The organism is Leptospira kanakyensis, from assembly GCF_004769235.1.
In the GTDB taxonomy this organism is placed as follows: domain Bacteria; phylum Spirochaetota; class Leptospiria; order Leptospirales; family Leptospiraceae; genus Leptospira_A; species Leptospira_A kanakyensis.
This window is the reverse complement of the sequence record NZ_RQFG01000018.1, coordinates 152,443-165,444: the sequence shown is the minus strand read 5'-3', so window position 1 is coordinate 165,444 and position 13,002 is coordinate 152,443. Positions and strand designations below refer to the sequence as shown.

At 38.0% G+C, this 13,002-nt stretch carries 11 protein-coding genes; 5 read left to right on the top strand and 6 right to left on the bottom strand.

Annotated features, from left to right (window positions below):
• Positions 1-3: 3 nt before the first annotated feature.
• The 5 genes from EHQ16_RS13270 to EHQ16_RS13250 all read right to left on the bottom strand — a co-directional run bounded on the left by EHQ16_RS13270 (position 4) and on the right by EHQ16_RS13250 (position 6,418).
• On the bottom strand, positions 4-948 hold the full coding sequence (locus tag EHQ16_RS13270; RefSeq protein WP_135633839.1) for an efflux RND transporter periplasmic adaptor subunit: 945 nt from the start codon (positions 946-948) through the stop codon (positions 4-6).
• Positions 938-2,284, bottom strand: a complete 1,347-nt coding sequence (locus tag EHQ16_RS13265) for a TolC family protein (RefSeq protein WP_135633841.1) — start codon at positions 2,282-2,284, stop codon at positions 938-940. Before EHQ16_RS13265 ends, EHQ16_RS13270 begins: the two co-directional genes overlap by 11 nt.
• A gap of 61 nt (positions 2,285-2,345) precedes the next feature.
• Positions 2,346-3,197, bottom strand: coding sequence for a TPM domain-containing protein (locus EHQ16_RS13260; protein ID WP_244242080.1), 852 nt, complete (start codon positions 3,195-3,197; stop codon positions 2,346-2,348).
• 132 nt (positions 3,198-3,329) lie between these two features.
• Positions 3,330-4,940 carry a SulP family inorganic anion transporter gene (locus tag EHQ16_RS13255; protein WP_135633845.1) on the bottom strand — a complete coding sequence of 537 codons (1,611 nt, stop codon included), beginning with the start codon at positions 4,938-4,940 and terminating at the stop codon, positions 3,330-3,332.
• A 38-nt stretch (positions 4,941-4,978) separates the two neighbouring features.
• The gene (locus EHQ16_RS13250; protein WP_244242079.1) at positions 4,979-6,418 is read right to left on the bottom strand and encodes a helix-turn-helix domain-containing protein; all 1,440 of its coding nucleotides are present in this window, start codon (positions 6,416-6,418) and stop codon (positions 4,979-4,981) included.
• A gap of 257 nt (positions 6,419-6,675) precedes the next feature.
• Here EHQ16_RS13250 and EHQ16_RS13245 point away from each other — a divergent pair, with 257 nt between their 5' ends.
• From EHQ16_RS13245 to EHQ16_RS13235, 3 genes are read left to right on the top strand one after another with little or no spacing between them, the layout of a single operon-like run.
• Positions 6,676-7,662, top strand: coding sequence for a sodium-dependent bicarbonate transport family permease (locus tag EHQ16_RS13245; RefSeq protein WP_135633848.1), 987 nt, complete (start codon positions 6,676-6,678; stop codon positions 7,660-7,662).
• A gap of 34 nt (positions 7,663-7,696) precedes the next feature.
• Positions 7,697-9,535 carry an alginate export family protein gene (locus EHQ16_RS13240; RefSeq protein WP_135633850.1) on the top strand — a complete coding sequence of 613 codons (1,839 nt, stop codon included), beginning with the start codon at positions 7,697-7,699 and terminating at the stop codon, positions 9,533-9,535.
• A gap of 60 nt (positions 9,536-9,595) precedes the next feature.
• Positions 9,596-10,228, top strand: a complete 633-nt coding sequence (locus EHQ16_RS13235; RefSeq protein ID WP_135633852.1) for a TetR/AcrR family transcriptional regulator — start codon at positions 9,596-9,598, stop codon at positions 10,226-10,228.
• 39 nt (positions 10,229-10,267) lie between these two features.
• Here EHQ16_RS13235 and EHQ16_RS13230 read toward each other — a convergent pair whose 3' ends face one another.
• Positions 10,268-11,029 (bottom strand): lysophospholipid acyltransferase family protein, encoded by a 762-nt coding sequence (locus tag EHQ16_RS13230; protein WP_135633855.1) that lies wholly within the window; start codon positions 11,027-11,029, stop codon positions 10,268-10,270.
• A 461-nt stretch (positions 11,030-11,490) separates the two neighbouring features.
• Here EHQ16_RS13230 and EHQ16_RS13225 point away from each other — a divergent pair, with 461 nt between their 5' ends.
• Both EHQ16_RS13225 and EHQ16_RS13220 read left to right on the top strand, forming a co-directional pair.
• Positions 11,491-12,060 (top strand): hypothetical protein, encoded by a 570-nt coding sequence (locus tag EHQ16_RS13225; RefSeq protein ID WP_135633857.1) that lies wholly within the window; start codon positions 11,491-11,493, stop codon positions 12,058-12,060.
• A 71-nt stretch (positions 12,061-12,131) separates the two neighbouring features.
• The gene (locus EHQ16_RS13220; RefSeq protein WP_135633859.1) at positions 12,132-12,992 is read left to right on the top strand and encodes an LIC_13355 family lipoprotein; all 861 of its coding nucleotides are present in this window, start codon (positions 12,132-12,134) and stop codon (positions 12,990-12,992) included.
• Positions 12,993-13,002 lie beyond the last annotated feature (10 nt).

The window sequence follows — 13,002 nt, the reverse complement described above, 5'->3', positions numbered from 1 at the left end:
TAGTTATCTCTTTGGTATTTTTGGTGAGGAGAAGGGTCCACCGGAACTAGTCTTTTTTTCTTCCTGAATTTTTTTCTTTCGGTAAACCATTTCATTTTCTGAAACTCCAGAAAGGATAACAGTATTCTGTTCATCTGAGTTCCCTATAGAAACCGCAGTTTCGACAAGTTCACCATCCACTTTTTTTGTTACCTTTCCCTTACCACTACTTCCTTTCACGAATTCATTTTGAATCAACAATACGTTTCTTTCTTCAGAAAGAATAAAGTCGATAGTAATCGACATTCCACTTCTCAAATAGTCTGGAATTGTTTTTAATTCTAAATCCACATTGTACATGGTCACATTGTTTTCGGTTACCGCTTCATAACCAATATGAGATACCTTGGCTCTGATTGGAGAATTTGAATAAGAATCAACGATTACATTTGCGGTCTGGCCAATTTTTATTTTTGATAAATCGGTTTCATCTACCTTTGCTTGCACCATCAAATTGTCAGAAAGAACATAAAGTATATCTTGTTGGGTCACGGTTTGACCTGGACTGATATTTGATGCGATCACCAAACCGCGCAAAGGTGAAATGACTGGTGTCGGTTTATAAAAATCTTCCCACTTCTTTAATTCGACTTCCCCTTTGGCACGGGCGGCATCCAAGAGAGCGGCTCTTTCCGTGGAGCTCATCCAAGCGATGATTTTACCACGACCAACCTGTGTTCCTTCACTTACTAAAATGGATTCCACACGTCCAGCAATGGGAGGTTTGATTTCCAATCTATTTTTGGGAATGGCTGTTCCGGTGGCACGAACGGTTACAACCAAATCACCGAGAAACACTTTCGAGGACTCTAGTTTGGAACTCGGTTTTGATTTTCCGAAACCAAATAAATAAACCGCAATCAAAATAACAATTACAGCGACTGCAATGAGTATCAGTTTAATCTTCATCAAAACACTTTCCTAAATTTCGTAAGTAAGTAGCCTCTGCCAATCCCAAATCTCTCTTACCGAGTAAAAGATTTTTTTCTCGGTTAATTAAATCGTTTTCAATGATATCCCAATTTTCAAAACTGATGAGTCCGTTCGAATATTGTGACCTTGCAATCATTGCACGAATTTCCGAAGCTTTATAAAATTCGGACAATACAAACAATTGTTCCGATGCATTATTAAAATTCAGATGCGATTGTTCCAGAGAAAAAGAAAGGGAATTTTTTTTAGAATCCCTTGTGTGAATTGATTTTTCGTATTCTGTTTTTGCAATCTTAACATTATAATAATCTCTACCACCATTAAACAGAGGATAGGTCAAATTCAAACCAAAACTATAGTTTCTAGGTTTAGGCAACCAAACATCATCTTGCCTTGTCACTGTAGCACTTAAATTTAGATCCGGATAAAACCCTGCCTCTGCTATTCCAATATTTGCTTGGGCAGCTCTCACTTTTGATTGTTCGGCCATAACAGATGGATGTGATTCTAGTAAGGTTTCTTTTTCTTTTTCAGAAAATTTTTTTTCCATTGTAGGCTCATATAAAAAATCTGAAGTAATATTTACATCCAAACGATTAGCGATCACTCTTTCTACTTCGTTTAAATTACTTTCAAAAAGCCGAAAAGCAGAAGATACTTCGAACTCCGATTGTTTGACAAAGGATTCACTTAGCAAAAAACTTCCTTTATGTTCCCTACCTACTTCATAACGAAGTTTTACCAAATCACGGTTTTTGACCCGTCTTTCTTTAATTTTTTCAGAAAGTTGGTGCAGTTCTTTGGCATACAACATTTGTGAATAACCAGATTTTAATTCAAAACAAATTTTCAACCTGGAATCATGTAATGTTTGTTTTGCGGCCTGAAGTAAAGCTTCTGTTTTTTCAATTCCACTTTTGTCTTTAAATCCAGCAAAAAGATTTTGATTTGTACTAAGTCCAACGGAATAACGATTGATAGCAGTCGGTCTTGATTCCCCGGAGTTTGATTGTCCACTTGTGTTAGAACCTGCGTTAGACCCATTAACCAAAGGATCATTTACAGTCCCTGATCCGCTAAAATTGGCCGACGATTGTCTTGCCGAAGCCAAAACATTGACTGTCGGTAAATACGCTGCGTAACTTTTTTCATTTTCAAAAAATGCTTTGTCATAGTCAGCTTTCGCAGATAAAAATTCTGGATTGGATTGTAATGCGGTCTGCCAAAGTTCTTTAATCTGGATTGGTTTGGCAAAAAGCGAATCCAAAAAGGAAATCACTAAAACAAAAAGTAGAATTTTAATCAACTTCACTATATACTAAACCTTAGTTTGATTGCCAAAGTTCCCGAGATTATATTTTTTAAAAAAAATTTTACCAACTTCCAGAGCTTCCACCACCGCCAAAACTACCACCGCCACCGCTAAACCCACCGGAACTTCCTCTACTGCTTGACCATCCACCACTACTTCCAGACCCTCGAGAAGACCCATGGTATATTTTTTCTCTCATTCGTTTTCGTCCATGTGGCGTTAACAGGTGATACAGTTTGTAAAGTCCTGTCCCTATAGCATAAATTAAAAATACACTCGCACCAACATTGGCCCCGTGAATGGCTGTAGGAAATAAACTCCAAAAAGGGAATAAAAAGAAATATAAAAACCATCCAAAGTAAGGTGTGGTAGCTGCCGCATAAGTAAATATACTCAATACAAAAAATACAAATATAGTTAAGACAACTCTCATGATCATTGGCATCTCCAGGTGAGCACCCGAAAGTTGTCCTAAAAAAGACAAAGGACCCAGATGAGAAAAATCCTCAGCAGGTGGAACTGTATATTCGCCTTCAATGGCTGCAAGGATTGAATTCACGCCATTTTGGATTCCTGATTCAAAATTTCCTTTTTTAAAATAGGGTTTAATTTCTTTTTCGATGATATGATGGCAAATAACATCCGTTAAACTTCCTTCCAGACCATAACCAACTTCAATCCTTAACTTTCTATCATCCAATGCAATTAACAACAATACCCCATTGTCATTTTTCTTTTGTCCCAATTTCCATGTTTCTGCAACTCGAAAGGAATAGTTTTCTAAAACTTCTCCTTCCAAAGAAGAAATCACGTAAACTGCAACCTGGTTAGTTGTTTTACTTTCATGATCTCGTAGTTTTTTTTCTAAAGCAGCAACAAATCCCGGACTCAAAGTCCATGTTTCATCTGTCACGCGAGCCTTAAGCCGAGGTACATCCTTTGCCTGAAGGAGGAAGGGAAAAAAGAAAAGGAAAGAAAAAACCAATATCCTCTGCATAAAAGAATATTGGTTTTAAAACACTATGTTACAAGAATTTTTTGTTCACTACTTGTGGATTCGGGTTGCTCCGTAATAGGTAGAGATAGGTTTTAGATCCTCAAATCCAATCAAATTTACCTGCCCACCTCTAGATTCATAGTCTCGTTTGAAACTTTGTAAAAACTCGATGGCCGAAAATCCTATCATTTTTACATTCTCATCGAATTGAAGATCCACCCGTTCGCCGGGAGCAATTTTTCTAAATAACAATTTCAATGAAATCATATTTGAAAATAACAAAGCATGTCTGACATATAATTCGTGGACTTTGTTTTCAGATTTTACGGTGATATCGGCAACAAAAATATACCGAAGTGGAACACCAAAATAAATTTGGATCAAAATGGCGGTGATGATCCCACAGAATACACCAACTAATAAGTCTTCTACGATTGTAAGAATCACGGTCACCGTAAAAATAACGATTTGATCCCAACCTTTATCATAAGTTTCTTTAAAAACATGTGGAGAGGCCAATCGAACTCCAACCATAATCAAAATTCCTGCAAGTGATGCGAGTGGGATTCGATGGATGAGGCCTGGCAAAAGCAAAATGAAAAAAAGTAAAAACAATCCATGGAAAAAATTGGAAAATCTTGTTTTTGCTCCGTTTTCAATATTGGCAGAAGACCGAACAACTTCTGCAATGATTGGTAATCCACCAATCCAACCTAAAAAGAAGTTACCAGCACCTTTTGCAACCAACTCACGATCCATATTGGATTTACGACGATAGGGATCAGTATTATCAACTGCCGTTGCAGTTAACAATGATTCAATACTTGCAATGAGTGCAATGGTAATCACCATAACCCAAAAAATTCCGTCTTTCCATCTAGAAAAATCCGGGAAGGTGATTCCATCATAAATATGATCAGGAAGATTTACTAATTTTTCAGGGCCAATTTTATAGGTTTGGTCAAGAAGTGTATAAGAATGTTCATCTGCCAAATCAAAAACAATACCAAGGACAATCCCAACTAACACAGCAACTAGTGGTGCCGGTAATTTTTTGAGTAGAGGATTTTTGATTTTTGCCAAAATGGCGATGATCACAATCGCAGAAAGTCCGATGATGGCAACTTCCGGATTCACAAGAGAAAAACTAAATGGAATTTCTAATAACAACCCACCAATGGTTTTGGCCTTAGGAGTGATTCCAAGGGCCACATAAAATTGTTTCGAAATGATAATGATTCCAATCGCAGCCATCATTCCATGAACTACAGAGATTGGAAAATAAACGGTTAAATTTCCAGCTTTTACTAGTCCCAAAACCACTTGGATGGCACCAGCAATCACAATGGCTGCCAGTGTTAATTCAAAACCTAGTTTCGGATCTCCACCACCTAAAACCATAATTGAATTGAGAACAACAGCAATGAGTCCTGCCGCAGGGCCATTGATAGTAAGGTGAGAACCACTGAGTAGAGAAACTATAATCCCACCCACAATCCCTGAAAATATTCCTGCCATCGGTGGAGCTCCCGATGCAAGCGAGATACCCAAACACAGGGGTAACGCGATCAGAAACACAATAAAACCGGACAAAATGTCCGATCTCCAATTTTCCTTTAACCCGGGTAACCAATCTTTTATATTGTCTTTACTGTCCATAGGGAACGTCCTCTTTCTCTAATTAACTATTTGTATATCTATATGTTTTTATTTTTCCGAAATTGATTTGGATTTACTCCAGACTGTTTTTTGAATTCCAGATAAAACGCCGATCTGGATCCAAATCCTGAAAGTTTTCCCACCTCAGCAATATTCAGCTCTGGCCTTTCATTGAGTATGGCCATAGCTTCTTTGATTCTATATTGGTTTAATAGAGTTGGAAAATTGAAATTGTATTCTGAATTGACAAGTTCACTTAACTGGTGATAGGAGAGTCCCATTTTAGAAGCGATCATTTCCTCGTTACAGTTTGGATCTAAAAATATTTTTTCAGAAGCTAACAAAGATTCCAACTTACTTCTAAACTCTACTTTATCTAACTTTAAGGAAAGAGATCGGTATCTGGTTTTTGATTTATCCCTTTTTTCATAATTTCGCAAAAACAAAAAAGAACCTGCTGTTAAAAAGGGAAGATAAAATACCGCCGCATAAATAAAGAAGGGTTGGTAAGGATAAAAATCAAAATGGAACAATGTCTTTAAGAAGACGGAAAAAAGAAAAAAGAACCAACCAAATACATAGGGCCGAACATCACTTTCTTCTTTTGATAACAAAGTATGATGAGTTTTGAATAAATAATAGGCAGCGGTTCCAAATATAGATAGAACTAGAAAAATTCTAAACTCATACACTCTTGGATACAGAGGAACTAATAAATAAAGAAATCCCGCAAATCCAGAAATCCAAAACCCAATATGGTTCGAAAAACGATTTCCGAGAAACCGATCAAAAGATTTTAAATAAAGAAAAAATATAAAATGGTTAATGGATAAAAAGATATAATAAGAATGTCTGACTAAGTCATTGGAATTTCCAAATATGGAGGCAATCTCTTTACCGTGCACAGAGTACACGAGAAGGAAAAACATTAAAAAATGAACTAAAATCGAAATGTAAACCCCTTCTTTTGATTTTAAATATTCGGATATGGCCCACCCAAAAGAAACAATACCCATCATGGTGAAAAACAAAAATGTTAAAAACCGAAAGAGTACAATCGACCGGAAACTTGCCTGCGAAACTGTGCGGATCGGAAAATTTAAGTTTTCATTGGAAACTAAATAAATATAGAAATATCGACTTTCATTGGCCTTCAGTGTAACATTAAAATGCGGGAAAGGAGATAAGACCTCCATCCAATCTTCCCAAACATATCCACTATAAGAAGTAGTCACCTCTCCATCTTCGTTTTCCGAACAAAGTTCGACAAAAAGGATATTGATCCATTGGATGAGAATGCTAAAATAGGTATCTACCGCTGTTTCATTTTTGATCTCAACACGAACCCATTGCCCCCCAAGTTCTCGTTTCCCCCGTAAGGAATCAGCACTGAGATTGTCCATCCAGACAAAATCCCGCAAAGATTGGATGGATTCATGGCTGCAGATTTTGGGAATTTCTGTCCTGTGGGGTACCAAAAATTGGACATTCCGGCTGATGTTCCGGCCGTAGAAACTTTCGGGTTTCCAGAGACATCCCCCCAAACCGGCAAGGATTGCCAATAGTAGGATGATTTTAGCCATTTGTCGCATTGAAACACCAATCTCTGCAAATTCAGCGACCGAGAAAGCGAATTCGAATTTTGATGGAATTGGAAATCCATTATTTTTTGTCCAATTTTATGATTTTGGACAAAATAGGTGTCTAAAATGATGACAATCAGAGGGGGGAAATTATGGATTTCCACGCAGCACTCAACAACATTCTCAACCCACCGGTGCTTTTTTTCTTTTTAGGAATGGGTGTCGTATTTTTCAAATCAGACCTAAGGATCACAGAGGGAGTCTCCAAATTCCTATCTTTGTATCTTTTGTTTTCGATCGGCTTCAAGGGAGGGCATGAACTCTTCAAATCTCCTTTCGCCGAAGAACATTTACTTACGTTGATTGCCTGTATGTTCATGGCTTGTTTTGTTCCGATTTACTCTTACTTTATCTTTAGAGCAAAACTCGATCATGCAAATTCAGCAGCACTCGCTGGAAGTTTCGGATCCATTAGTGCAGTGACCTTCGTAACAGCAGGTGCCTTCTTACATAGTTATGGATATGAATACCAAGGATTCATCGTTGCGGGAATGGCTCTAATGGAGTCACCGGCCATTGTCCTTGCTGTGATCATTGATCGATTGGGCAAAAAGAAAAGTAACGGAAATCAAAATGAAAAAATCCAATGGGGACATTTACTTCACGAAGCTTTTTTTAGTTCTTCCGTTTATATTCTGATTGGAGCTTTGATCGTTGGTTATTTATCAGGTGAGTCTGGATGGAATACAACCAAACCATTTACAGAAGATATTTTTAAAGGTCTACTTACATTCTTCTTGTTAGATAAAGGAATTGATGCGGCAAAACAAATGCGGGAAATGAAAAAAGTAGGTTTTTTCCTGATTGGATCTGCCCTTGCGATTATGATCATCAACGTAGTCATATCCATCCTACTAACTAAAATCATTCAGATGCCCATTGGGGACGCACTTATGTTTGTGGTTCTCTGCGCTTCCGCTTCTTACATCGCGGTACCTGCTGCAATGAAAGATTCCATTCCAGAAGCAAATCCAAGTATCTATTTAACGGTAGCTTTATCGATTGTTTTTCCGATCAATATCATCATCGGAATTCCATTATACTTTTACATTCTTAAAGTAATCGCAGGAACCGTTTAAGTTAAAATTTATAAATCAGAAAAGGAGATACATCATGTTTATTTCAAAAGGTTATTTCTATTTTCTATTGTTAGCGGTATTTTTGCCGCTAACAATTACAGTGGCAGAACCAACGGAAACACCGAATCCGCAAGGAACAACAGAGGGAACCAAACCCTATGTTTCAACAATGAAGGAAAAGGGAATTGATCCCGAATTCAACCGCCACATGTTTGTGGAACCCGAGTTATCCAAACACTCAGCAAACTCTGGACAATTTTGGTTAAACGATGTATTACGTTTTGGTTTGTATTTACGGCCGAGACAAGAATCCAGATACAATATGGATTTTAATGCATCTGATAAAGGTTATATAGATAGAACCGTTCAAACCTCTTCCATTTATTTTATCTTTGATCCCAGTCCCTATGTACAAGCAAAAGTGACTCTGCAAGATGCACGTGTTTGGGGAGGAGAATCACCAGCATCCTCAGGCGACATACGAGCCAACTTTTTTAACAATACAGCAGATATTTATTCTAAAAACCAAACCAACGCAGTTTCCCAAAACCAAACCGGAATTCGGGAAGCATTTGTCACCTTAAACCAACTCCCCCTTCGTTCCAAATTACAAATTGGACGCCAAATTTGGGCATACGGCGACCAACGAATGATAGGTGGTGGTAACTGGACAGTGAACGGATTATCCTTTGATGGGGCACGGCTCATGTTCAATTACGATAATTTTAAAATTCACTTTTTGATGGCAAGGCCCTATTGGACCCAAAGTGGAACCAACGGCGTAGTTTCCTCAAACGATCCAAAATTAAATTCCGCCGCGACCGGAACAGATACAACATTACTCGGAACTTACAATAGTTTTACGATCCCTGATTGGGTTACCTTGGATCTATATAGTTTGGGAGTGGTTCGAAAGTGGAAAAAAAATCCAATGAATCCCGTCACCGGTCTTCCCGAGGCCTCCGTCGATGATCCGCAAGCCATGAACCGAAGTAGACAAAACCAAAACTTACTCACGACTGGATTTCGTCTTACAAACAGAACCAAAGGAAATTTTTTACCTGAAGGAAAATCTTGGGATTTTACTTGGGAATCTGCTTTCCAAACAGGAACCAGCGGTAGACGAATCCAAGACCCTTACCTCAAAGAATATCTCCCTAATGAATATGATAATTCCAGAACCCAAAGAGAAAAATATACAGGACAAATGCATGTTTTTCAAACTGGTTACACATTCTTCAAAAAACTGAGATTAGGTGGTCAGGTTTTGTATGCATCTGGTGATAAAAATAGAGCGGATGCTTCTGTATCAACATTCCAAACCCTAGCCAATCCAAGATTTGGAGTCATTCCCTACTTTAATAGTGTGGCCGGAATTTCAGAAAATATCAATGCTCAAAACTTATATTCGAAATCGGTAAGTATCAGTTACAAAACAGATACTTGGGGTGAATTTCAAGTTACCTATTTCCAAAATGATAAAGCTGAAAAACAAGACGCATGGTATGCCATCAGTGGAGCGGCAAATTCAACTAGCTTATTAAGTGAAAAAAATCCATATCCTGTTTCCTCCGACAAAGGTAGCACGGAGAATTATTCTAATAATTCTTATTCATCACCTTATGCACTTGGGAAACGAATTTATACAGAAGTGGATTTAACTTGGCATGGGCAAATTAACGATTTTGTTTCTTTATGGATGGGGTTTGGGTATTTGAATGCGGGAGATTCGGTTCGTAACTATCGAAATAGCAAAATCCAATACAATTCGACAACCCAATCTTTTGAATGGAACCAAAACTACTTACAAGGCAAAAACCAACTGGCACGGGATGCTTATATGGCCTATGCCCAAATCAACGCCGCTTTTTAAGAAAAACGTTCGATTTTTGTATGGATTTGAATAGTGTGGAGGCCAGACTGATTCAAATCCATGTTGGAAGCTTCAAACAAACAAAGACGGATTCGCAATAGCCTCTCTCGTGAGGAAATTAGAGACGTCTCCCTCCTCATTTTAAAGGAAGAAGGGCTGGAAGGTCTTTCCATGCGAAAGATTGCCAACCGATTGGGTTGTAGTGTTGCCAGTCCTTACTCTTATTACGAAAGCCAAATTGACCTTGTCCAAGATTTAATCAAATCAGGAGAGGACGAACTTCTCTCTATGTTAAAAAAAGCGATTACGGAAGTAGATTCCAATTTTGCTTTTGAAAAATTGGCAGCCATTGCCCGCGGGTATTTTAACTTCGCAAGTAACAACCGTGAATTACACAAAGTAATGTTTGTGACCGATTACGGTGGAGTACATAGAAAAGCATTTCCTCAATTACCAAAAAGTTATCGTTTCTTTTTGGAAACCGTTCGTTTTGGTTTTGAATCCGGTGAAATTCCCTATCCCAAAAATGAATATCCTGCCATCGCAAGGATGATGTGGAGTTGGATGTATGGGGTGATTGTATTGGATATGACGGGAATGCTTCGTAAAAGAAAAGGTTCTGGAAATCCCATTGAAGAAGGGATTTCCTATTTTCAAAAACTTCTCAGCAAACATTACCCTAACAGTAAATAGTTGGCATTAGTCCGTAAAAATCTCTGCCATTAAAAAAACTTAACTCACACTGGGCGAAATTTCTAACCCGTCATTTTCCTCATTCAAAACTCCCACTTCTTTTTTTGGAATTAAAATGGAAGTTCCTTTGTCTTTCATTCGAATGAGTTCACTTCGTATATAACTGATTGTTTCCGAAGCATCTTTCACTTCACGAATGGGATTACCAACTGACAATCGAATGGGTTTGTTCAAATTATACGCATCTAAAAACATAGGAATGATAGGTAGACCATAACGTTTGCTGAGTACAGCCATACCGGGATGGAGTTTTCGAGATTTTCTAAAACCCCGAAACCAAGTGCCCTCAGGAAAAATACCAATACCTAAACTTCCTTTAGCGATCCGTTGTTTCATTTCTTTCATTGTGCGTGGGTCTGATTCGTTACGGTTCACGGGGATTAAGTCAATCGATGTAACAATCCCTTTGATGAGCTGTTCGATTTTTTGTTTTTTGGCTTTCTGAAAACTATCTTTTGGTTTTTTACCGGAATCAATACTCGCAAGAGCTGTTGTATAAATTCCATATCTTTTCAAAACACCGCGAATTACAAAGGCATCATAAGGAAGAGTAATCAATCGCAAAAATTTGTTTCTCGGTTTGATATGATTCGCAATTAGAATGACTGATTTACCACTAAACTCTCGTAAGATGTGATCATTTTCCAGAGTCACCTTTTTTCTTCCATAAATTTGGCGCATGGGTTTTACAAATGCCCACATAAAAATAAAACCAATCAGACGACCTAAAACGTAAAACATATAATCCCTCTACTTCGTTAGAACAAGTTGATCTCAGTTGGTTGCAAAATTCACTGAGTAAATTTGTCTCTCCAGTTTAGAATCTTAAAAAAAAATCAAATTGTAATGATTTTCTGCAAAATACAAGGCAGTTCTTTACATTTGACAAAAAACCTGGCTCTCAAGACCTTGAAATTACCTTCAGGGAGGAAACAGGTGAAATTCCTGTGCTGACCCGCAACTGTAATCCAAACCAAAGTTTGGTGAGCCAGATCTTCCCCGTAAAGTTTACCTCGTGGTAAAGGAACTTTACACACTGATTCCAAATGCCTTCCATTTGGATAAGGGGCCCCGAAGGAATCGGGGCACCCGAAACCATTACAGACAAATTTTTAGTTCGATATAGATTTATTAGAATCTAACAATCATTTGTTTGTTTTTGGTTTGGAGTCCCCTAAAAACTTAAACATTAGGAGACTTCTATGAAAAGAACAATCAAAACCACTATCCTTTCTTTGATTTTACTTTCAAATTTTATCGCTTGCCAAACAGAAAAACAAGTTTCTGAAACAGATGCAAATAACAATCTACTCATTGGTTTGTTAGCTGGTCAATCAGCCGAATCAACCAAAGATTTTGCATTAAATGGTATGTGGAATAGTTTTACAGGAAGTGGAACTACTTCAAATACACTCACTACCTTCTCTGCCAAATTTGGACAAAAAGGAGTGCAACTTGAGGATAGTTCTGGATTTGGTGGGTATTCAGGTTGTTATATCATCATTGAATTCAACAACGCAGAAGGAAGTTTCATCACTCAAAACCCAGAAAACAACGGTGGATGTTTTGCCGGTGATACAAACAAAGGGAAATACAACAAAGTATTCTTTTTCAAAAACACAGATAAAAATAATTCTTATTGGGTTTGTACTGTTGCATTTGGGAAAACATATGATGAAGCCAAAGCCCAAGCAGATACATCCACTAAAACTAATCCAGGTAGTTCCGGTTGTGGCGCTTCTGCTTTTTCTAGATATGACAAAAAAGTATAAACCATAATTCAAAGATTTGAATTCAACTTGGACTGGACTTTAAGGAATAGTTTCTTAATATGGGAGATGCGATGCAAAAATCATTGAAATCAAAAACATTATGTCTTTTGTTTCTCTTGTTCATTGTATCCTTCTCCTCATGTAAAAAATCTTCCTCTGCTTCTGGTGAGGAGAATCTTGCTGCATTAATCCCTTTACTGAATGCGGCGGCCAGTGCCAGTAATTGTCCCAAATCTCCATTACCAAGTGATATACTCATTGCAACAACCGTTGTTAGTGCCAGTGCAGCCGTTTCTGCGTTTTCCGATTCTACAAAAGCGGTGAATGGAATTTGTGGAGCTGGTGAACTTGCGGGGTCTCTAGATGTCTATGCTTTGGACATTACTGGGGCTGGTGCCACCATGGTTCTCAGTTGGGGTGGCCGAACCGTAAAAAATGTTTCGGATTTGGACTTTGTGGTTTATGACAATAGTTTCCGGATTTCCGATGATTCGAATACGTACGCTATGGATCCTTCCGTAGTTCAAGTTTCTATCGATGGAACTAATTATTGTGGTTTTAACCCCAGTTACTCGGGGGCCAATGTGAACTTAGTTGATAGTTGGACTCGATTTGCTGGACTTAGACCGGTTTACTATAATATGACCACAAAACCATTCTCCAGTGAGGATCTTTTTATCAATACCGGTGGTTCCTTTTTGTTAGGTGGTGGTGATGGGTTTGATTTGGACAATTTAGACCCGGCCGACCCAAATGATATAGGTTGTGACACAACCCTAGCAAACAATATCAAACTAAACGGAATTAAGTTTATAAAAATTACTTCCGCAAGCAATGTAAATAATCCCGCCACGGGGAACAAATTCCCTTGGCCGCCCGGAAGTTACAATGGAAGCGATATTGATGGAGTCGTGGCACGAGAACTCCAATGATTTTTTTAAG